This window comes from Flavobacterium sp. (genome assembly GCF_024642105.1).
In the GTDB taxonomy this organism is placed as follows: Bacteria; Bacteroidota; Bacteroidia; order Flavobacteriales; family Flavobacteriaceae; genus Flavobacterium.
In genome coordinates, this window is record NZ_JAHEBT010000052.1 from 145,846 (window position 1) to 169,173 (window position 23,328).

At 35.5% G+C, this 23,328-nt stretch carries 19 protein-coding genes; 10 read left to right on the plus strand and 9 right to left on the minus strand.

Annotated features, from left to right (window positions below):
- Window positions 1-64: 64 nt before the first annotated feature.
- From Q0L65_RS06260 to Q0L65_RS06270, 3 genes are all read left to right on the plus strand, one after another.
- Window positions 65-493, plus strand: coding sequence for a DUF1573 domain-containing protein (locus tag Q0L65_RS06260; RefSeq protein WP_296684547.1), 429 nt, complete (start codon window positions 65-67; stop codon window positions 491-493).
- 73 nt (window positions 494-566) lie between these two features.
- Window positions 567-1,103, plus strand: coding sequence for an RNA methyltransferase (locus Q0L65_RS06265; RefSeq protein WP_296684549.1), 537 nt, complete (start codon window positions 567-569; stop codon window positions 1,101-1,103).
- 36 nt (window positions 1,104-1,139) lie between these two features.
- Complete coding sequence (locus Q0L65_RS06270) at window positions 1,140-4,496, plus strand: T9SS type B sorting domain-containing protein (protein WP_296684550.1); 3,357 nt, start codon at window positions 1,140-1,142, stop codon at window positions 4,494-4,496.
- 5 nt (window positions 4,497-4,501) lie between these two features.
- On the opposite strand, the gene folK is transcribed toward Q0L65_RS06270, so the two are convergent.
- Window positions 4,502-5,638, minus strand: coding sequence for a 2-amino-4-hydroxy-6-hydroxymethyldihydropteridine diphosphokinase (gene folK / locus Q0L65_RS06275; protein ID WP_296684552.1), 1,137 nt, complete (start codon window positions 5,636-5,638; stop codon window positions 4,502-4,504).
- Window positions 5,639-5,764: 126 nt separating this feature from the next.
- Here folK and sppA point away from each other — a divergent pair, with 126 nt between their 5' ends.
- Complete coding sequence (gene sppA, locus Q0L65_RS06280) at window positions 5,765-7,525, plus strand: signal peptide peptidase SppA (protein WP_296684554.1); 1,761 nt, start codon at window positions 5,765-5,767, stop codon at window positions 7,523-7,525.
- Between the two features lie 159 nt (window positions 7,526-7,684).
- On the opposite strand, the gene Q0L65_RS06285 is transcribed toward sppA, so the two are convergent.
- Window positions 7,685-8,479, minus strand: coding sequence for a DUF2797 domain-containing protein (locus tag Q0L65_RS06285; RefSeq protein WP_296684556.1), 795 nt, complete (start codon window positions 8,477-8,479; stop codon window positions 7,685-7,687).
- Window positions 8,480-8,676: 197 nt separating this feature from the next.
- On the opposite strand from Q0L65_RS06285, the gene Q0L65_RS06290 reads away from it, so the two are divergent.
- Entirely contained in the window at window positions 8,677-10,185 is a 1,509-nt protein-coding gene (locus Q0L65_RS06290; protein ID WP_296684558.1) for a GH3 auxin-responsive promoter family protein, read from the plus strand.
- Between the two features lie 62 nt (window positions 10,186-10,247).
- On the opposite strand, the gene serB is transcribed toward Q0L65_RS06290, so the two are convergent.
- The 7 genes from serB to Q0L65_RS06325 form a co-directional block, all read right to left on the minus strand.
- Window positions 10,248-11,483, minus strand: a complete 1,236-nt coding sequence (gene serB, locus Q0L65_RS06295; RefSeq protein WP_296684560.1) for a phosphoserine phosphatase SerB — start codon at window positions 11,481-11,483, stop codon at window positions 10,248-10,250.
- A gap of 378 nt (window positions 11,484-11,861) precedes the next feature.
- Window positions 11,862-13,094 carry an ATP-dependent Clp protease ATP-binding subunit ClpX gene (clpX, locus tag Q0L65_RS06300; protein ID WP_296684561.1) on the minus strand — a complete coding sequence of 411 codons (1,233 nt, stop codon included), beginning with the start codon at window positions 13,092-13,094 and terminating at the stop codon, window positions 11,862-11,864.
- An 86-nt stretch (window positions 13,095-13,180) separates the two neighbouring features.
- On the minus strand, window positions 13,181-13,855 hold the full coding sequence (clpP, locus tag Q0L65_RS06305; RefSeq protein ID WP_296684563.1) for an ATP-dependent Clp endopeptidase proteolytic subunit ClpP: 675 nt from the start codon (window positions 13,853-13,855) through the stop codon (window positions 13,181-13,183).
- Between the two features lie 128 nt (window positions 13,856-13,983).
- Entirely contained in the window at window positions 13,984-15,309 is a 1,326-nt protein-coding gene (locus tag Q0L65_RS06310; protein ID WP_296684565.1) for a trigger factor, read from the minus strand.
- 112 nt (window positions 15,310-15,421) lie between these two features.
- Window positions 15,422-15,769: a phage holin family protein gene (locus Q0L65_RS06315; RefSeq protein WP_296684567.1), complete on the minus strand. Its 348-nt coding sequence runs from the start codon at window positions 15,767-15,769 to the stop codon at window positions 15,422-15,424.
- 7 nt (window positions 15,770-15,776) lie between these two features.
- Window positions 15,777-16,538 (minus strand): alpha/beta fold hydrolase, encoded by a 762-nt coding sequence (locus tag Q0L65_RS06320; protein ID WP_296684568.1) that lies wholly within the window; start codon window positions 16,536-16,538, stop codon window positions 15,777-15,779.
- Window positions 16,539-16,646: 108 nt separating this feature from the next.
- Window positions 16,647-17,360 (minus strand): pyridoxine 5'-phosphate synthase, encoded by a 714-nt coding sequence (locus Q0L65_RS06325; RefSeq protein ID WP_296684569.1) that lies wholly within the window; start codon window positions 17,358-17,360, stop codon window positions 16,647-16,649.
- A 113-nt stretch (window positions 17,361-17,473) separates the two neighbouring features.
- Between Q0L65_RS06325 and Q0L65_RS06330 the strand changes: the two genes are divergently transcribed.
- From Q0L65_RS06330 to Q0L65_RS06350, 5 genes are all read left to right on the plus strand, one after another.
- Window positions 17,474-18,133: a CBS domain-containing protein gene (locus Q0L65_RS06330; protein WP_296684570.1), complete on the plus strand. Its 660-nt coding sequence runs from the start codon at window positions 17,474-17,476 to the stop codon at window positions 18,131-18,133.
- Between the two features lie 22 nt (window positions 18,134-18,155).
- Window positions 18,156-19,040, plus strand: coding sequence for an NAD kinase (locus Q0L65_RS06335; RefSeq protein ID WP_296684572.1), 885 nt, complete (start codon window positions 18,156-18,158; stop codon window positions 19,038-19,040).
- 162 nt (window positions 19,041-19,202) lie between these two features.
- On the plus strand, window positions 19,203-19,889 hold the full coding sequence (locus Q0L65_RS06340; protein WP_296684574.1) for a DUF6089 family protein: 687 nt from the start codon (window positions 19,203-19,205) through the stop codon (window positions 19,887-19,889).
- A 1-nt stretch (window position 19,890) separates the two neighbouring features.
- Window positions 19,891-20,631, plus strand: a complete 741-nt coding sequence (locus tag Q0L65_RS06345; RefSeq protein ID WP_296684576.1) for an isoprenyl transferase — start codon at window positions 19,891-19,893, stop codon at window positions 20,629-20,631.
- A complete protein-coding gene (locus Q0L65_RS06350; protein WP_296684578.1) occupies window positions 20,564-23,308 on the plus strand; it encodes a POTRA domain-containing protein in 2,745 nt (914 codons plus the stop codon). Before Q0L65_RS06345 ends, Q0L65_RS06350 begins: the two co-directional genes overlap by 68 nt.
- Window positions 23,309-23,328: the final 20 nt, after the last annotated feature.

The following is a 23,328-nucleotide window of genomic DNA, read 5'->3' on the forward strand; positions in this document are numbered from 1 at the left end:
TTAAGAGGTAATTTCTATTTTTTATCTAGATTTGTCTTTTACAATTTAAAATAACTATAGATTTATGAAAAAAATACTAGTTTTAGCCTTATTAGTTTTAGGAACTGTGGCTACTAATGCACAAGAAACTTCAAAAAAAGTAAAAACAGCAACTAGCAAAGTAATTGGAGCAGGAATGGTTTTTGCTAACGAAGTAATTGATTACGGAACAATTAATCAAAATGCTGATGGAAAACGCGAATTCGTATTTACTAATAATGGTAATGCTCCTTTAATAATTACTAATGCACAAGGTTCTTGTGGTTGTACAGTGCCTTCTAGTCCAAAAGAGCCAATTGCTCCTGGAGCAAAAGGAGTTATTGGTGTAAAATACGACACTAACAGAGTGGGGGCTTTTACAAAAACAGTTACTATTTCATCAAACGCAGCAGGTCAACCAACTAAAGTTTTGACTATCAAAGGTACTATTGTTGCTGCACCAGCAAAAAGCTAATTTTATTTCAAAATAAACACAAAAGCTTCCTACTTTCACGGAAGCTTTTTTTTTACCTATACCCTACAATACAATGAGAAAATTAGAGAATAGCGAACTCGACAGAAAATCGGTTGCAGATTTTAAAAAATCCGAAAAGACGCCTTTAATTTTGGTCTTGGATGACATTCGCAGTTTACACAATATTGGTTCTGTTTTTAGAACTGCTGATGCTTTTTTAATTGAAAAAATCTACCTGTGTGGCATTACTGCAACTCCACCCAATAAAGAAATTCACAAAACAGCACTTGGTGCTACTGAAACTGTAGCTTGGGAACATGCTGAAAATGTTTTGGATGTAATCCAAAAACTAAAAGCGGAAAAAATTCAGACTATTGCTATCGAACAAGTCGAAAGCGCTATTTTTCTTCAAGACTTTAAAGTAGCAACTAATCAAAAATACGCCCTTGTTTTTGGCAATGAAGTTTTTGGAGTAGCACAAGAAGCTGTAGCTCTATGTGATGGCGCTATAGAGATTCCGCAGTTAGGAACTAAACATTCTCTAAATATTTCTGTAAGTGCAGGAATTGTAGTCTGGGATTTGTTCAAAAAAATACATTTTATAAAATAAATTCACCCAATCAGCTGAAAATACTATATTTATAGCATGAAGAAAAGAAATACCACAACATTCTTCTTAACGATTCTTATAGTATTTGGAATCCAAATGGGATATTCAAACCCTCTCTCTTTTGAACCACCTACAAAAAAATTAGTCGCAACTATCGCCCCCTCGATTACAGCAACAGGCAATTTATCTTATTGCCCTCTTTCGCAAACAAAAATTGTTAGTACAGTGAGTATTTCTCATGATCCTTCTGAACTAACTACTGATGCAGTTTATATTCAAATTGCTGGTGGCTATGTAATTGGAACAGACCAATTACTATTAACTAATACTGCCTCACATCCAACTATAACTTCTTCATGGAACTCCGTAGAAGGAAAATTAACTCTCTCTAGTCCCACTACAGGAACACAAGTTAATTATTCTGAATTTGAAGCGGCAATTAAGGATGTTGCCTATTACAATTCTTCTCCTAATCCATCTGGAACACGTAACTTTTCTATTTCTTTAGGGAATGGACAAGCCAATTATTTACCAAGTAATGGACACTATTACGAGTATGTTCCTAGTTTAGGAATTACCTGGACTAATGCCAAAGCAGCTGCGGCTCTAAAAACATTTTATGGAATGCAAGGGTATTTGGCTACATTAACCGCTGCAGATGAAGCTCAATTAGCCGGAAAACAAGCTCCTGGAACCGGATGGATTGGTGGAACAGATGAATCGGCCGAAGGAGTCTGGAAATGGGTAACTGGCCCAGAAGGACTAGCTAATGGAGGAACGGGGGTTATTTTTTGGAATGGAACTGCCAATGGCAACTCTCCTAATTTTGCCTTTTGGAATACTGGAGAGCCAAATCAATCGGGTAATGAAGATTATGCACACATTACGGCACCAGGAGTTGGAATTCCTGGCTCATGGAATGACTTATCCAATACAGGAGGATCCAGTGGGTCATACCAACCTAAAGGCTACATAGTAGAATACGGAGGGATGCCTGGAGATCCTACATTACAACTTTCTGCCAGTACCACACTTTCAATTGCAGCGCAAATTACCACAACCACTCCAGCTTCACATTGTGGACCAGGCAGCATAACACTTAGTGCAACAGCTTCTTCTGGAACAATTAGTTGGTACAATACCAATACAGGAGGAACTGTATTAGGAACTGGGACAAATTACACTACTCCCACGCTCAGTAACACTACTTCTTACTATGTAACAACATCAGACTGTACAGTAAGAACAGAAATTAAAGCAACAATAGTAAATCTGCCCAATTACCCGAGTTCTACTAATTCTATTACTTATTGCTTAAATAATACTGCAACACCTTTAACCGCAACTGCTGATGCAAATAGCACGCTCAATTGGTACACTGTAGCTAGTGGAGGAACTTCAAGTTCTACCAGCCCTACTCCTACAACATCCGCTAGCGGAATTACTAAATATTATGTCAGTCAAACCAACACACTAACAGCTTGCGAAGGAGCTCGTACCGAAATTACCGTCACTGTAAACGCATTACCTACCGCTCCCGGTATAGCTCCCATTTCCTATTGTTTAAACAACACTGCAACACCTTTAACCGCAACTGCTGATGCAAATAACACGCTTAATTGGTACACTGTAGCTAGCGATGGAACTTCAAGTGCTACCAGTCCTACTCCCTCAACCACATCTAGCGGAATTACTAAATTTTATGTCAGTCAAACCAATACACTAACAGCTTGTGAAGGACCGCGTACCGAAATTAACGTCACGGTAAATGCATTACCAAATACTCCCAGTGTAGCTCCAATTTCTTATTGTTTAAACAACACTGCAACACCTTTAACCGCAACTGCTGATGCAAATAGCACCCTGAATTGGTACACTGCTGCTAGCGGAGGAACTTCAAGTACAACTAGTCCTGCGCCATTAACTAACTCGAGTGGAACAACTATGTTTTATGTCAGTCAAACCAACACACTGACAGGATGTGAAAGCCAGCGTGCCGAAATTAACGTCACGGTAAATCCACTACCTATAGCAAATGATATTATAATTACGCAATGTGACACCGATTTAATTTCGGATGGAAAAACATCTTTTAATTTAACGGTAAATAATAATCTGATTTCTTCTAATTATGCAAACGAAACTTTCAAATATTACACCTCGTTAAACGGAGCGATGAACGATATAGCAACTGATTTAATCACAAACGAATTGGTTTTTGAAAACACGACTCCTACTTCAATGGACATTTGGACTAGAATAAATAACTCTTATGGTTGCTTTAGTGTGGGTAAAATAACCTTAAAAGTTCCCACTACTAATTTTCATCCGTCTACAAATTTCACCTATACCGTCTGTGATGATTTTCTGGACGCTAATGGAAACAATACTGCAAATAATAACGACACGGATGGAATCGCTAGTTTTGATCTTTCTCCATCTAAAGCGATTATCTTATCTCAATTACCTTCAAACCAAACATACACCATTAATTACTACAGAACTCAAGCAGATGCCTTGGCGCAAACCAATGCGATTACAACTATCTCTAACTATAGAAATATTGGATATCCCAATTCTCAAACACTTTGGATCAGAATAGAAAGTAATCTAGATAATAGTTGTGTAGGACTAGGTCCATACCTCTCTTTGAATATCGAAAAATTACCCAACATTGAACTCAATTCTACCAATTTGATTTGTTCAAACATCCCCACTTTCTTCGTAACATTAGATGCAGGAGTTTTAAACAACAGTAGCGTTTCTAATTTTAATTACCGATGGGGAAAAGATGGTGTCGACTTGAATATAACAACTCCTACATTAGGCGTTAACACAAATGGAGTCTATACCGTAGAAGTAGCCACTCCATCGGGCTGTAGTAGAACTAGAACGATACAAGTTACCGCTTCTAATAGTGCAACTATTACGTCAATTGACATTGTGGATTTAGTAGATAATAATACCGTCACTGTAAACATCACTGGGCAGGGCGATTATGAATACAGTATGGACTACTTAAATGGCGTTTGGCAAGATTCTAATTTCTTTACTAATGTCCCTGGAGGTATTCATCAGGTTGTAGTCAACGACAAAAATGGATGTGGTTTAGTTTCCAAAGAAATCACCGTATTAAGTATTCCGAAATTCTTCACCCCAAATAACGACAGCTATAATGATGTATGGATTGTAAAAGGAATGGAATCCTATCCGAATTCAGACCTCAAAATTTTTGACCGATACGGAAAATTGATAAAAGTATTGGCTCCAGGAAGTACAGGTTGGGACGGAACTTTTAATGGGCAAGAACTACCCTCTTCTGATTATTGGTTTGTTTTAAAATTAGACCCAACAAGTCCAGAAAAAAGAGGGCATTTTTCATTGAAAAGGTAATGCTTTTATGAATTTATTTTATTTTGAATTTCACTCAAAATGAAAAGATAATCTTCATGATTTTTTACAAAATCTCGATCCGAAACATCAATGATTAAAATATTCAAATCCGTTTGTGATTTGATGTAATCCAAATAGCCTATGTTGATTTTATCCAAATATTCCGAAGGAATCTCTTGTTCGTAACTTCTACCACGCTTTTTAATATTTTGCAACAATCGTTCTGAATTTTGGTACAAATACACATACAAATCCGGCTTGGGCATTTCTTTATAAATGATATTAAACAGATTGCTGTACAATCGATATTCATCATCCGCCAAAGTAATTTTAGCAAAAATCAAGGACTTGAAAATATGATAATCGGCTACAATAAAGTCTTTGAACAAATCAAATTGCGACAAATCATCCGACAATTGTTTGTACCTATCGGCCAAAAATGACATTTCTAATGGAAAGGCATATCGGTTTTGGTCTTTATAAAATTTAGGTAAAAACGGATTGTCTGCAAAGCGTTCTAAAACAGATTTAGCATTAAAATCTTCAGCTATTTTGGTTGCCAAAGTAGTTTTTCCAGCCCCAATATTTCCTTCAAAAGCCACATAATTAAACTGTTCCAAGGTAATTTTTCGCAACGGACTTTCTAAACTTTGAACAGCTACGCACTTACTTTTATCTTCAGTAGTAGCCAACAACTCAACAACTGTCTGGTTTAAAACGGGATGAATCCATTCCAAATTCAAATCCAACATCGGGTTCAATACGAAATTCCGCTCCTGCATCAAAGGATGAGGGACTTGCAGTTGCTCTGTTTTTATAATTTCACTGTCAAATGCAATAATATCAATATCAATAACACGAGATTGATAGCCTAAAACATCTTCTCTCACACGTCCCATCTGCTGCTCAATTTGCAAAATTTTTGACAAAATAGTAGCTGCCGAATCGAAGGTATGAACTACAATAGCCGCATTGTAAAATGCATCGCTATCAAACCCCCAAGAAGGCGTTTCATACAATTTAGAAACCTTAACCACAGTAGCCACCTCATGATGAATTATTTGCAAACACCTTTCGATGTTTTCCAAACGATTCCCCTGATTAGTTCCTATTGATAAAACGACTTGATGTTGTGATTTCATAATGGCTGCAAATTAACTAAAAGAATGTTATATTTGTGTGAGGTGTTGATAATTAAATTTCAATTTGAAAAATCGAATGGTGTAACATTTTAACACCAACTACTACTCATTAGAAAAATAGATATTATGAAGTTTTTAGGAAATGTATTGGCTACCATTGTAGGTATTTTTGTTTTCACGATGTTATTCTTTTTCGGAATCGTACTTATTGGAGTCCTTTTTGGTGGCGAAGAAGAAAGCGTTACAGTAAAAGAAAATTCGGTGATCGAATTGAATTTGGAGGAAATCCACAATGACTATGCTGGAAAATATTCTGACCCATGGGTAACGGCTTTCTCAGACAAAAAACACATCGGGTTGACGGATATCATTGATGCTATTGACGCGGCCAAAACCGATGACAATATCAAAGGAATTTCCATTTTAAACAACAATTCTTCTCTTGGAATGGCACAAAGCAAAGCCGTTAGAGATGCTTTGGAAGATTTCAAAAAGTCAGGAAAGTTTGTCATGGCGTATGCCAATACCTATTCACAAAAAGAATACTATCTGAATTCCGTTGCCAATACTATTTATCTGAATCCTGTAGGTGATTTAGATTTCAAAGGATTGTCTTCTGACCTATTATTTTTCAAAGATTTTCAAGACAAAACAGGTATCAAAATGGAAGTAATTCGCCACGGAAAATACAAAAGTGCCGTGGAGCCTTTCTTGGAAAATAAAATGAGTGACGCCAACAGAGAACAAATTACGGCGCTATTGAATTCGATTTGGAACTCAGTAGTGACTGATATTGCCAAAAGCCGAAACCTATCTGTTCAAAAACTCAACGAAATTGCAAATGGGCTTTTAGCTCGAACTACAGAAATGGCGAAAGCACAAAAATTAGTAGACGTCGTAGCGTATGAAGATGTATACCATAACGCCATTAAAAAATTGCTGAAAGTCGACACTAAAGACGAATACGAAACCGTTTCCATTGCTGATTACGCGCGTAAATTTACCACTACATCCATCCCTTCGGACACTACAGATGAAATTGCAATTATTTATGCGCAAGGCGAAATTCAAAGTGGAGAAGGTGATGTCAATATCATTGGTGAAGGGGCGATGCGTCGTTCGATCAACGAGGCAAGAAATAACGACGATGTAAAAGCGATTGTCCTTCGCATTGATAGCCCAGGTGGAAACGCCTTGACTTCTGATTTAATTTGGAGAGAAATTGAATTGACTAAAAAAGTAAAACCCGTTGTCGTTTCAATGGGAAATTATGCGGCTTCGGGAGGGTATTATATTGCGTGTAATGCTACCAAAATTTTTGCAGAAAACAATACCATTACGGGTTCCATTGGTGTGTTTGGAATACTACCTAATTTTAGTGGCTTAACCAATAAAATGGGGATTCATTCTGAACAAGTAAAAACACATGAGAATTCAGGAAACTACAATCCATTTGCACCAATAGACGAAAAATTCAAAGCCGTGACTACAGAAGGAGTAGAACAAATTTACAAGACCTTTGTTTCTCATGTGGCTCAGGGACGTAAAATGACTTTTGCACAAGTAGATGCTATTGCACAAGGTAGAGTTTGGACAGGTTCAGACGCTATTAAAATTGGATTAGTAGATAAAATAGGAGGTTTAGACGATGCTATACAAGAAGCGGCTCGATTAGCAAAAATCAAAACATACAACACCCAAAATTATCCTGAATACAAGAAAAATTTTGATGATTTCTTAGAAAGCTTCCCTTTTGCTAAAACCAAAGAACGTTTGATTAAAGAAGAAATTGGCGAAGAAAATTATAAAGTAATGGAACAAATCAAACGTGTCCAAAGCTACAAAGGAATTCAGGCTCGAATGCCATTTGAGATTAGCATTCAATAAATAAAAAATTATTTAACAAAACGTGAGGATGTCCTAAAAAAGGATTTTGTCATTCCGAATTTATTTCGGAATCCAATAAATTATTCGATTACAAGAAGAAACTGAAACAAGTTCAGTTTGACAAGAATAGAACTTTTAGGACATCCCCATTACTGTTTTTTATACCTCAATTTTCACCACATAGCCTTCGGAACTTCGAATATTAAAAACAGTTCCGCCTTCAAAAAGCAAATATTGTCCTTTGATTCCAATTAGTTTTCCTTGAAAATTAGGTGTTTTATCCAAACTTAAACTAGTCACTTTGCTAGGATATTCCAAAACAGGATAATGCATCTCATACAAATCAATTTTCTGATTGTAAAAATACTCCTGAACTTCGGTGGGAATTAAATGTTCTACTTTCAATCGTTCTGCAACTAAGTCAATGGTCTCAAAAGTATTCGTCAACATTTTTCGCCAATTGGTTTTATCAGCATAATGATTTTTCAAAGCCACCTCAGTAATTCCTGCCAAATACCGATTCGGTACCTCAACAATAGCAATCGCCTGGCTCGCTCCTTGATCAATCCAACGCGTAGGCATTTGAGTTTTTCGAGTAACTCCCACTTTTACTTCGCTTGATAAAGCCAAATAGACAATATGCGGTTGCAATTGCACTTTTTCTTCATAAACCAAATCGCGATCTGCAATTCCGAGATGAGCCGTACTCAATTCGGGTTTCATAATCCAATCTCCCACAGCCGGACTAGAATAAAAACAATCATAACAAAATCCTTGTCGGAATATTTTTTTCTTCTTCCCACAATTCAAACATTGAAACCCTACAAAATTGATTTCCATTGGTTTACCCAATAGTTGGTTTACATTCAAAAAGCTGTCTTCAAAAACAAGATAATACTGGATTGGCGCTCCAAATTCAGTTTGCATTTTGGTTAATACCCCTTCGTAAGTCATAGCATTTATGATTGTTGATTAACGATTGATGATTTCAAATTTGAGGTGTGATTTCTTTGTTTTTTATTGCTTTACCTCTAAATCAAGCTCCAATATTTATAAGAATAGATTTTTATACAAAAAAACACTATTTTTGATACAGCCGCAAAGTTAGTATTTGTCATTCTAAAATCAGCATTCTAAAATCATAAATTGCTATGCCCATACCCATCATTAATTCCATTGCTTCTTGGGTTTTAAAGCAACGGATTCATCAAATCGAATTGTTCTTAAAGTACCCCAATGAGGTACAAGAAGAGCTATTGATGAATTTGATTCGGAGAGCAGAGAATACGGTAATTGGAGCTCAATACGATTTTAGTTCGATAACCTCTTACACTACCTTTTCAGAGCGAGTTCCAGTTTCCAGTTACGAAGATTTACAACCCCTAATTGAACGTACGCGCCAAGGCGAACAAAACGTTTTTTGGGATGCCCCAATTAAATGGTTTGCCAAATCAAGTGGTACTACCAATGCCAAAAGTAAATTTATCCCCGTAAGTAATGATGCCTTAGAAGACTGTCATTACAAAGGAAGTAAGGACTTGTTGTGTTTGTATTTGAACAACAACGAAGCATCGGAAATGTTTTTGGGGAAAAGCCTTCGCTTGGGTGGAAGCTCTCAAATCTACGAAGACAAGGATACTTTTTTTGGCGATTTATCGGCTATATTAATTGAAAATATGCCTATTTGGGCTGAATTTAGCAGCACGCCCAGTAATAAAATTTCGTTAATGAGCGAATGGGAAACCAAGCTAACTGCCATTATCAACGAAACCAAAAACGAGAACGTAACCAGTTTTGCAGGAGTTCCTTCTTGGCTTTTGGTCTTGATGAATCGGTTATTAGAGGAAACGGGCAAAGGGAATTTATTAGAACTATGGCCTAATTTAGAAGTCTATTTTCACGGTGGAGTTAGTTTTGAACCGTATCGCGAACAGTATAAAAAACTACTTCCAAAATCCGATTTTAAATACTACGAAATATACAATGCCTCTGAGGGTTTCTTTGCCATTCAGGATTTGAATGATTCTAGCGATTTATTACTAATGTTAGACTACGGGATTTTTTATGAGTTCATTCCGATGGATACTTTTGGCACACCCAATCAAAAAGTAATTCGCTTGGCAGAGGTGGAATTGTTTAAAAATTATGCCGTTGTGATTACTACTAATTCAGGATTGTGGCGTTATTTAATAGGCGATACCGTTCGTTTTACTTCCCTAAATCCCTATAGAATTCGTGTTTCGGGCAGAACCAAACATCACATTAACGTTTTTGGCGAAGAACTCATGGTAGAAAATACCGATCAGGCAATAGCCAAAGCCTGTCAACTCACCCAAACGGAAGTAGTAGATTATACCGTCGCTCCTATTTTTATGGATGGCAAAGAAAAAGGTGCTCACGAATGGATGATTGAGTTCAAACAAAATCCAACCGATATCGCTCAATTTCAAAAAATATTAGACGATACCTTACAAAGCCTCAACTCTGATTATGAAGCCAAACGGTACAATAACATGACACTAAATCCTTTGGTTATTAATATAGCGCGCCCACATCTTTTTTATGATTGGCTCAAAGAACGAAATAAATTAGGCGGCCAACACAAAATCCCTCGATTATCGAATCAAAGAGAGTATTTGGAACAGTTGAAGCAGTTATAGTAATTAGTTAAAAAAAAGCCCAACATTGAGTTGGGCTTTTATAATTATAATCAATCGAATTGCTATTCTTCCATCATATCAATATGGCGGTCGTGGTAGCCTAACAGGTACAAAACTCCGTCCAATCCCAAGCTAGAAATCGAAGTCGCTGCATTTTCTTTTACCGTAGGTTTGGCATGGAACGCAATTCCTAAACCTGCTAAATTCAGCATTGGCAAATCATTGGCACCATCCCCCACTGCAATGGTTTGGTTAATATGGATTCCTTCTTTATCCGCAATAGCTTGAAGGTATTCGGCTTTCTTTTGTCCATCGACAATTTCGCCCAAGTATTTACCTGTTAATTTTCCGTCTTTGATTTCCAATTGGTTGGCATGAACATAATCAATTCCCAACTCTTTTTGTAAATACTCCCCAAAATAAGTAAACCCCCCAGATAAAATAGCCGTTTTGTAACCGTAGTATTTCAAAGCTCTCATCAAACGGTGCGCTCCTTTGGTTATGGGTAAATTAACCGCTACGTTATGCAATACTTCTTCGCTTAAGCCTTCTAACAAAGCCATGCGTTTTTTGAAGCTTTCTTTAAAATCAATCTCGCCATTCATCGCTGATTCGGTAATCGCGCGTACTTGCTCTCCTACTCCAGCTAAATCAGCCAATTCGTCAATTACCTCGGTTTGAATCAAGGTAGAATCCATATCAAAACACACCAAGCGGCGGTTTCTGCGGTACATATTGTCTTCTTGGAACGAAATATCGACATCCAAGGTTCTAGAAATTTCCATGAAACTGGCCGTCATGGAGGCTTTATCTTCAATAATTCCGGTCACCGCTAATTGCACACAAGAACGTGGATACTCTTCTTTCTCCACTACCGAAGTTCTACCCGTTAAACGAATAATCGAATCAATGTTCAAATGTTGGTCTGACATGATTTTGGTTACCGCAGCGAGTTGAACAGCCGTTAGCTCTTCGCCTAAAATATTGATGATATAGCGTTGTTTGCTTTGTGCTTTTACCCAATTTTCATAATCGGAAATAGAAATCGGAATAAACTTCACTTTAATTCCTAACTCATACCCTTTAAATAATAAATCTTTCAAAACTGGTCCTGAGGAAGACCCCGCTTTGACTTGAAATAAAATTCCTAACGAAAGCGTATCGTGAATATCGGCTTGACCAATATCCAAAATAACGGCATCATAGGTTGCCAATATAGAAGTCAAACCCGCTGTTACACCTGGTTTATCTTGACCAGAAACTTTCAACAAAATAATCTCTTTATCTTCTATTGCCATTTTTAATGCTATTGATTAGGACGACAAAAATCGGCAATCTATCGCTGATAAAAAAGAATAATGTTTGATTTTTCAGTGTTTGTAACAAAAAATATTTCGTCCCTACGGGACTTTTTATAATCGAATACAGTTTTCATTACCTATCTGTTGTCCCTACGGGACATTGTATTGAAACTAAATTGAAATGAAACTTTTTTTAGAATATTGCTATTACCAAAAAAATCCCGTTAGGGATTCTATTTGGGTAATAAATATAGTGTCCCTACTCCAAATGTCCCGTAGGGACAACATTAAAAAAGTAGTAATTCATAAAGCAATAGCCACAAAAAAACCTGTCTATTGTATTAGACAGGTTTTTATTATTTCTGAGAAAACTATTTAAGAAGCTATTTCCAATCGCTTCAATAAATTTTTATTCAAGGTTTCTTTAGCATATTCTAAATCAATCGCTAATTTTTTATCTTCAGAACTTGGTAGTTCATACATCGCATCGGTTAAAATAGCCTCGCATAACGAGCGCAATCCACGAGCGCCTAATTTGTATTCTAAAGCCTTTTCAACGATAAAATCTAAAGCATCATCCGTAATCGTGAATTCCACCTCATCCATCAAAAATAATTTCGCATATTGCTTAATCAAGGCATTCTTTGGCTGGGTTAAAATTGCGCGCAAAGTAGCCTTGTCCAAAGGATCCATGTGCGTTAAAACGGGCAAACGACCAATAATCTCCGGAATCAAACCAAAATCCTTAATGTCTTTAGGAATAATGTATTGTAGCAAATTGTCTTTGTCAATATTGTCCACATTTTTCGAAGTACTATACCCCACTGCTTGACGATTCAAACGTTTCGAAATGATACGTTCTACTCCATCAAAAGCACCTCCTGCAATAAACAAAATGTTTTGGGTATTCACCTCCACAAATTTTTGATCGGGATGTTTACGACCTCCTTTGGGTGGTACATTCACCACCGTTCCTTCTAACAGTTTCAACAAGGCTTGTTGCACTCCTTCTCCTGAAACATCACGAGTTATCGATGGATTATCACTTTTGCGAGCAATTTTATCAATCTCGTCAATGAATACAATCCCTCTTTCAGCTTTAGCTACATCATAATCAGCTGCTTGAAGCAAACGCGTCAAGATACTTTCAACATCTTCTCCTACATAACCGGCTTCGGTAAGTACTGTAGCATCTACAATAGCCAAAGGAACATCCAACATTTTAGCGATAGTTTTAGCTACCAATGTTTTACCTGTTCCCGTTTGACCTACCATGATAATGTTACTTTTCTCAATCTCTACCTCATCGTCTAATTGCTGTTGCATCAAACGTTTGTAATGATTGTACACTGCCACCGACATTACTTTTTTGGTTTGGTCTTGACCAATAACATATTGATCTAAAAAAGCTCTGATTTCTTTTGGCTTTTTAAGAATTAAATCTCCAACCAATTTTGAGCTTCCTCCCGATTTTAATTCTTCTAAAACAATTCCGTGTGCTTGTTCAATACACTTATCGCAAATATGTGCATCAATACCCGCAATCAATAAATTGGTTTCAGGCTTTTTTCTACCACAGAAAGAACATTCTAATACTTGTTTTGCCATCTATTTTAAGTTGCAAAGTAACAAAGTAACAAAGTTGCAAAGTCCTATACTATGGAACTTTGCAACTTCATACTTTGAAACATTTTTTATTCTCTTACTAAAACTTCATCAATCATTCCGTATGCTTTTGCCTCTGCAGCAATCATCCAATAATCGCGTTCGCTATCGGCGTGTACTTTTTCAAAAGTTTGTCCAGAATGGTGTGAAATAATTTTATACAATTCGTCTTTCAATTTCAACATTTCACGCAAGTTGATTTCCATATCCGTAGCTACTCCTTGAGCGCCTCCTGAAGGTTGGTGAATCATTACTCTTGAGTGTGGCAATGCCGAACGTTTTCCAGCAGCACCTGCACATAACAATACCGCTCCCATAGAAGCAGCCATTCCTGTACAAATCGTAGCTACATCCGGTTTGATGTATTGCATTGTATCATAAATTCCTAATCCAGCATACACACTTCCTCCTGGAGAATTCAAATAAATCTGAATATCTTTAGAAGCATCAGCACTTTCTAAGAATAACAATTGAGCTTGCACAATGTTAGCAATTTGGTCATCGATTCCTGTTCCTAAAAAGATAATTCTATCCATCATCAATCTTGAAAATACATCCAATTGAGAAATATTCAATTGACGTTCTTCAATGATATAAGGAGTCATATTTTTTGGAGTCATTGCCCCTACGATTTTATCGTAATACATGGCGTTTACCCCTTGGTGCTTTGTAGCAAATTTTCTAAATTCTTTACCGTAGTTCATTTTTCTTAGTTTAAAAAGTTTAAAAGTTTAAAAGTTTAAAGTGCTCAACAAGAACCTTAGCTTAAAACAAAATAAAGAGCGCCAAAAGAAATTCTTTTGACGCTCAAATATACTCAATTTTTTAGAATTTATTCTCCGTATGAAGCAGCAATAAATTCTTCGTAAGTAACTTCTTTTGTAGTTGGGTTTGCTTTTTCTTTGAATACATCCAATAATTTAGCAGCAACCACTTGGTCAGACAAACGTTTTACCTCGTCTTGATTCGATAAAACTCTAGCCACAATTCCTTGAACTTCTTCGTCAGTAGGATTGGTTTGTCCAAATTGTGCCATTTGTTGTCTGATAGCATTTGAAGTGAATGATTTCAAATCTTCGAAAGTAATTTGGATATTACTTTGAGCCAAAGCTCTACCTTCGATTAATTGGAAACGCAATCCTTTTTCAGAACGAGCGTATTCTACTTCAGCTTCTTCAGCAGATAATTTTTTCTCACCAACAGTTTGCAACCATTTTTTCAAGAATTCAGCTGGCAAATCAAACTTAGTGTTCTCAATTAAAAACTCGGTTACATCACCTAATAATTTTTGGTCTGCTTGTTGCGCAAATTGGCTTTCAGCATCTTCTTTGATTTTTGCTTTCAATTCGTCTAGAGTAGCCACGCTTCCTTCTCCAAATAATTTATCAAACAATTCTTGGTTCAATTCAGCCAATTCAGTTGAGTTGATCGACTCAATTGTAAAGTCAACATCTACTGCCAAAGAATGTACATCATCGTGTCCTACTTTAAGGTAGTCCATTAATTGGTGATCGTCTTCAAATAAACCTTTAGTATTTACAGTTACTACATCACCTACTTGTTTTCCGATGAATTTTTTAGCTGTTTTTTTATCTTTAAAAACATCTAAAGACAATACCGTTTTATTATTGATTCCTTTTTCTTCATTTGAAAAAGTTCCTGTTACATCACAACCTTCAGCTACTACTTCTTGAGGAATAGCTTTACCAAATTGTTTTTGGATACGCGCTACTTGACCGTCAATTAATTTGTCGTCAGCTTTAACTACATATTTAATGATGTTATTTTTAGCTTCTAAGTCCAATTCGAAATTAGGTACCAAACCAATTTCGTATTCGAATACTAATTCTTCAGCATCCCAATCCAGATCCTCATTCTCTTTAGCTAATGGAGTTCCCAAAAGGTTCAATCGTTCTGATTGAATGAAACGCTCTAGAGCCAAATCAACTACTTTTTTAACCTCTTCTTTCTTAATCCCTTTTCCGTATTGTTTTTCAACAAGATCTTTAGGTACTTGTCCTTTTCTAAATCCTTTTACGGTAGCCAAAGGCATTTTTTCATTGATTCTTTTTGCTACTTGTCCTTTGTAATCCATATGAACCACAGTCATGACAATCGTTTCATTTACAGCATCTATAGCTACTCTTTTGATATCCATCTTGTTCTTTAATTTACATAATAAAATTGGGTTGCAAAATTATAAAAATTTTACAACCCAAACAAGTTTTAATGCAATCAATACATCGGCCTAATAATGCCAATACAACGACTTATTTTTTTGAACCTCCAGTAATCTTATACATAATAGATTGAGAGAGGGACAAGATGATGCTAAATAACGTTGCCGTCCAGAACGAATCCACATGAAATCCTCCAACTATCTTAGTACATAGCAAGATCAATATTCCATTGATTACAATTAAAAATAGACCCAAAGTAAAAATGGTAAATGGCAGTGTAAAAAACACCAAAACAGGTTTAATAAAAGCGTTTAATAATCCTAATACAATCGCAACCGTTATTGCAGTTACCACGCCGTCTACTCGCACTCCTTTCATAAAATAAGACAAAACCATAACTAAAAGGGCAGTGACCAATATTCTAATAAATAACTTCATAATTCATTTAATTTAAATAAGACAAACTCAATTGATAAAATAAGGCGGGGTTTTCGGCATGAAGCCAATGTCCCGCATTTGGAATAGTTTCGATACTAGCGTTTGGAAATTGTTCCTTAATTGCCACTATATCTTCATCCAAAATATAATTCGAATTGCCTCCACGAATAAAAAGTGTTGGTTTTTCAAAACGCAACTCTGCTGGCAGCGGCACTCCAATTTCAGTGATTTTTTTATTAAAAACCGCCAAATTAAATCGGAACGCCAATTGACCTGGCTCTTGCCAATATAAATTTTTCAATAAAAATTGTCGCGTTCCAAAATCAGGAATATAATTTGAAAGTGTCGCTTCAACTTCATTACGACTTGGTTTTTGAGAAAAATCAACGGCATTCAATCCTGCTAAAATATCTTGGTGATGTGGCGCATAATATTTAGGCCCAATATCAGCCACAATTAATTTTTCGACCAAATTAGGATAACGTGCCGCTAAAAGCATCGCCGTTTTTCCACCCATAGAATGACCAATCATATTAATTTTTTCCAAATGATGTTCCTCACAATACTGCACAATATCTTGCACCATCAGTTCATAACTAAATTCTTCCGACTGAAAGCTTCTTCCATGATTGCGTAAATCCAAAATATGGACTTCAAAACCTTCGGAAGCAAATTGTACCCCTAATGTTTTCCAATTATCAGACATTCCTAAGAATCCGTGAAGAATCAAAAGAGGTTTACCTGAACCTTCTATTTTTGAATATAACATTTTTGATGTTTTTAAAAATTATTGCACAAAGAATTCTAAAAATTTAAACTTTGAGTTTCTCTGTGAAATCTTAGCGCATCTTTGTGGTTCGAATCTATGACACGAAGATTATTTCAGTTTGTTCAAATACATATTAACGACATTGTCCAAACCTAGATACAAAGCTTCGGAAATTAGCGCGTGACCGATGGAAACCTCTAATAAACCTGGAATATTTTGTTTGAAAAATTGAATATTATCCAAACTCAAATCGTGACCTGCATTGATTCCTAACCCCAATTCATTAGCCAAAACTGCCGAAGCCACATACGGCTCAATTCCTTTTTCATTTCCTAAATCGTATTGGTATGCAAAGGCTTCTGTATACAACTCAATTCGGTCGGCACCTGTTTTTTTTGCTCCTTCAATCATTTCTAGAACGGGATCCACAAAAATAGAAGTTCGAATACCATTGCGTTGAAATTCTTGAATAATCTCAGTCAAATACGCTTGATTTTTTACCGTATCCCATCCTGCTGAAGAGGTTATTGCACCAATAGCATCGGGAACTAAAGTTACTTGGTCTGGTTTGCATTCTAAAACCAAATCAATAAAATTATGTTGCGGATTTCCTTCTATATTGTACTCGGTATACACAATCGATTTCAAATCACGCGCATCTTGATAGCGAATATGACGCTCATCTGGACGTGGATGAATAGTGATGCCTTGTGCACCAAATTTTTGAATATCAGTAGCGACTTTCAGCAAATCAGGCACATTTCCGCCACGAGCATTTCGTAAAGTAGCTATTTTGTTGATATTTACACTTAACTTTGTCATACAACTAGGATTGGTTTTAAAAAACTATTTTGCGGATACAAAAATACAAAGTAAAAGGTAGGAGTTTCTGTCTTTTTTTGATTATTTTGCATACTTATTGAGGATTGATTTTTATGACAGCAATTACAGACTACATCAATAACGACTTTAGAGCCATTGACAGCCAAGAAACTGTTCTTGCTGCACAAGACTTTTTTATGGATGCACCTTTTTCTCATTTTCCAGTTTTGGAAGAGGGAATTTACATTGGAAGTATTGTAGCTGATGATTTAGAAACTTTTGATACCGACAAAAAAGTAGGCGATTACAAATACACTTTGGAACCCTTTTTTGTGAGACCCAATATGATTTGGTTAGATGTTTTGGAAGTTTTTGGTAAAAATCATACCGACATTGTTCCTGTTTTGGATGAAAATAATCATTATGTGGGCTACTATGAGTTAGTTGACATTATGCGATTTTTTCACGAAACGCCTTTCATTAAAGAAGCTGGAGGCATCATCATTGTAAAAAAAGCCTTGATTGACTACTCTATGAGTCAAATTACTCAGATTGTAGAAAGTAATAATGGAAAATTATTAGGACTTTTTGTTTCTGATTCAGATACCGAAACCATCGAAATTACCATCAAAGTGACACTAGGCGTTATGAATGACATTATTCAAACCTTCAGACGCTATAATTATGAAATTATATCAGAACATAACGAAGACAATTACATCAATAATCTAAAAGAACGTTCTGATTATTTGGACAAATACCTAAACATTTAACTTCGCGTTACACCAATAGCAAATGAAAATAGCCATCTACGGACAATATTACCTCAATAGTACAGAACCAATTATTAAAGACATTTTTGTTTTTTTTAAAAAGAACAATGTTGAGCTAATTATCGAATCGGCATTTCTTGAAATGTTGTACGAAAAAGACATTATCCACGAAACCTACCAAACCTTCTCATCTCATACCGAATTAGACACTAGTTTTGATCTATTAATCAGTATTGGTGGAGACGGAACCATTTTGAGAGCCGCTACTTTGGTGCGTAATTCTGAAGTTCCTATTTTAGGCATCAATGCAGGTCGATTAGGCTTCTTGGCTACGGTTCAAAAGGAAAATATTGATTCGTTCTTACAATTTGTAATCGATAAAAAATACAGCATTTCTAAACGAACATTACTTGGCTTAGATTGTTCACCTGAAAATGAAGCTATTAAAGAAATTAACTTTGCTATGAATGAGATCACCGTAAGTAGAAAAGACACTACCTCGATGATTACCATAGAAACGTATTTGAACGATGAGTTTCTCAATTCGTATTGGGCAGACGGCTTAATTATCTCCACTCCAACGGGATCTACAGGATACTCTATGAGTTGCGGAGGTCCTATTTTAACTCCAGAGGTAAAAAGCCTAGTAATCACTCCTATTGCACCTCATAATTTAAATGCCAGACCGCTTGTTATTCCAGACGACACTGAGATCAAACTTCGTGTAACAGGTCGAGAAGATCAATATTTAGTTTCGCTTGACTCCCGGGTAACTACTGTGAAGAACGAATCGGTTTTAATTATCAAAAAAAATCCTTTCGAAATTAATATGATCGAAATCCCAGAAGAAACCTTCTTAAAAACCTTGCGCAACAAATTACTTTGGGGTGAGGATAAAAGAAATTAAATGCGCTGCATACGATTCTAATGTTTTTTATCGTTTAGATTGTTCTTTTCTGAATTAGAAATCAACTTATTGATTATCAAAATTAGAGAGAAAACACATTTACAATAACTAGCATTGATTCGGATTCATAATTCTTATATTTGCGCACATTTTATTATTTAGATGAATAAAGTCATTCTTGTATTAATTAGTCTCTTTTGCTTTACAACCACCCAAGCTCAAATTAACGAGTTAGGTGTTTTTGTTGGCGGAAGTAACTTTATTGGAGATGTTGGTTCGACAACGTACATTAACCCCAATAGTTCTGCGTTTGGTTTGCTTTATAAATGGAACAAAACACCACGTCACTCTTGGCGATTTTCGTACATACAATCCAAGTTAGAATCTAAGGATGTTAACTCAGATGAGATAAGAAGAACAACTAGAGGGCTTTCCTTTCAAAACACTATAAAAGAACTTTCAGGAGGTATTGAATTTAATTTTTTTGATTTTAACATCTACAATCCTTTGGAAAGAAAAATCACTCCCTATGTCTTTACAGGGCTAAGTCTAAGCTTTTATGATAGTTTATTTTACAAATACGGACAGGCAGAATTTGACTCAAAACAAAAAACTCTTGCATTACCGATAATTTTAGGTGTAAAATCCAATTTAACTTCTAATTTTGTGCTTGGTTTGGAAATAGGAGCTAGACACACATTTGCAGATGACATTGACGGAAGTTCTCCCAGAAATGAAAATTGGCAACCAATTCAGTTTGGCAATCAAAATAATAACGATTGGTACGTGTTTTCAGGCATAACCTTAACCTATACCTTTGGTAATAAACCTTGCTTTTGCGCAGAATAAAATGGATTTAATTAATAGTATCGACAAAAATAAACTCCCTAAACACCTCGCCATTATTATGGACGGGAATGGCCGTTGGGCTAAACAACGAGGGCTTTTACGCGCGTTGGGACATGAAAGTGGGACTAAATCTGTAAAAAAAATCATTGAAGCTTGTGCTAAATTAGGAATAGAAAACTTGACTTTATATGCCTTTTCTACTGAAAATTGGAACCGACCAAAATTAGAAGTCGAAGCTTTAATGAGAGTTTTAGTGAATTCACTAAAAAAAGAATTACCTACATTAGACCGCAACAATATAAAGATGAATGCGATTGGTAATTTAGACAAATTACCAGCAACAGCACAAAAAGAACTTCAAGAAGTAATCAACAAAACAAAAGACAATACTCACTTAACCTTAACACTTGCTTTAAGCTATGGTTCTAGGGAAGAAATTGTAAGTGCAGTCAAAAAAATTAGTGATAAAGTTAAAAATAATATAATTTCAATCGACAGTATTGACGATTCCATTATAAATGAGCATCTTTACACGCAAAATTTACCAGAGGTAGATTTATTAATACGAACTAGTGGAGAACATAGAATAAGTAATTTTTTGCTATGGCAAATAGCCTACGCAGAGTTATATTTTACAGATATCTTGTGGCCTGACTTTAAAGAAAAAGATTTATATGAGGCTATCCTTAGTTATCAAAAAAGAGAACGTAGATTTGGAAAAACAAGCGAACAAATTAAATAATTTTTTAGTGTTACAAAAAAGCATCAAAATAGCCCTTTGCCTACTTATTTTTGGAAGTGTATTCCAAGCAAAAGCACAAGATAGAGTACCTTTTGACCAAGGAAAAAAATACATTTTAGCCGACGTAAACGTGGTGGGTAAAATAACTTTTAACACTCAAACTGTAGTTGCTTTTACAGGACTAGAAAAAGGAAAAGAAATCAGTATTCCCGGAGAAGAAATCAGTAGTGCAATTAAGAAATTAGGGAAATTAGGATTGTTTAACGAAATTTCTTTTTACGTCAATAAAATACAAAATGACAGTATTTATCTTGATTTAAACTTGGAAGAATTGCCTAAACTAAACAAAATACGTTTTGTAGGAATTAAAAAAAATAAAACAGAAGGTTTAATAAAAGACAATGGACTAACTGAAAACAAAGTTGTAAACGAAAACTTAATTACAACCACTAAAAATTACATTGAAAATAAATACAAAAAAGACGGATTTTACAACACCAAAGTAAATATCAATACAGTTAGTGATACTACTACAATCAATCAGGTAAATATGCTCGTAAGCATTGATAAAGGTACCAAAGTTAAAATTGACGAAATCGATTTTATTGGAAACACTAAGATGTCTGACAAATCATTACGAAAAGCAATGAAAGACACCAAACAAAGAAAAATTACACGTCTTTTCAAAGCTTCTAAATTCATCAAAGATAAATACAAATCTGACTTAGAAAAAGTAATTGATGCCTACAAAGAAAAAGGATTTAGAGATGCCCGAATTGTTTCTGATACCGTTTCTTATAGCAAAGAAAAAAACACCTTAGCTGTCAAAGTTAAAGTTGAAGAAGGTAATAAATATTATTTTGGAAATATCAAATTCTTAGGAAATACGGTGTATTCTGACCAAGGTTTAAGTAGAATCTTAGGATTAAAAAAAGGAGATGTCTACAATGGGGTTCTATTGGAAAAAAGAATTGCCGATAAATCAAAACCAGACGGAGAAGACATTACTAATCTATACCAAAACAACGGATACTTATTTTCAAACATTAATGCAGTTGAAGTAAAAACAGCAAATGACACTATCGATTTTGAAGTTCGTGTTACCGAAGGACCAATTGCTTATTTCAATAAAATAACAGTTGTTGGGAATGACAAAACAAATGACCAAGTTATATATCGTGAATTACGCACAAAACCAGGAGAAAAATACAGCAAAGAAGAATTAGTTAGAACTATTCGTGAAATTGGACAACTTGGATTTTTTGACCCAGAGACGATTGATCCAAAATTCAAAAATGTAGATTCAGGCGCAGGAACAGTAGATATCGAATACCATTTAGCTGAAAAAGGAGCCAGTCAAATTGAACTTCAAGGAGGTTATGGAGGCGGAGGATTCATTGGTACTTTAGGACTTTCATTCAACAACTTCTCTGCAAGGAATATATTTAAAAAAGATTCATACAAACCGCTTCCTATGGGAGATGGCCAAAAAGTATCTTTGAGATTACAAGCTAGTACTTACTTCAAAACATATAGTGCTTCATTTTCAGAGCCATGGTTTGGCGGTAAAAAACCGGTACAATTCAGCACTTCCTTATCGTATAGTCAACAATACTTGAACAACTACATCACATACAAAGTAGATAAAACTAAGAGTTTTAGTATTTTAACATTATCTGTGGGTATTGCCAAGCGATTAACTGTGCCAGATGATTTCTTTGTTCTATCTCAATCATTAAGTTACCAACATTACGACTTAAACAATTACAATACCGGATTATTTACTTTTGGTAATGGTACTTCAAGAAACCTAGCTTACACTATCGGAATAACACGAAGTAACAAAGGGGTGAACCCAATTTTTCCAACTTACGGATCTGAATTTAGTATTTCGGCAAAATTAACACCTCCATATTCTTTGTTTAGCAAAACCAATTATGAAACTTTAGGGGATCAAGAAGCCTATAAATACAAATATACAGGCACGACCTATACAGGTAGTAATGGAATACAAGTTAACGAAGGTGATTTACTAGAAGCCGTTCCAACTTCATCTAACCCATATCCAAATAGCGTAGCCAACTATCAAGATGCAGCGGCAGACCCTTCTAAAGTAGACCAGAAAAAATTCAATTGGTTAGAATATTACAAAATAAAATTCAAAGCAGATTGGTATACCAAAATATATGGTAAATTAGTTTTACGTAGTTTATCTGAATTTGGATTTATGGGAGCTTATAACCAAAACCGCGGTGCGATTCCTTTCGAAAGATTCTACTTAGGCGGCGATGGAATGGCGATGTATGCAATGGACGGTAGAGAAACTATCCAATTAAGAGGATATCCTAATAATTCGTTAACACCTATCAATAGTGCTGGAGAACAATTAGGAGCTACTATCTATAATAAATTTTCGTTAGAAATGCGTTATCCTATCACCCTTAAAGCTTCAGCCTCTATTTATGCTTTAGCCTTCTTGGAAGCAGGTTCTTCGTTTGATAAATTCAAGAATTATAATCCATTTGCTTTAAACCGTTCAGCAGGAGTTGGGCTACGAGTTTTCATGCCTGCATTTGGATTACTAGGTATCGATTTTGCTAAAGGATTTGACGCTTTACCAGGACAAACAACACCAAATGGTTGGGAAACCCATTTTATCATTGGACAACAGTTCTAAAAATTTGTTTCATTTTCCAA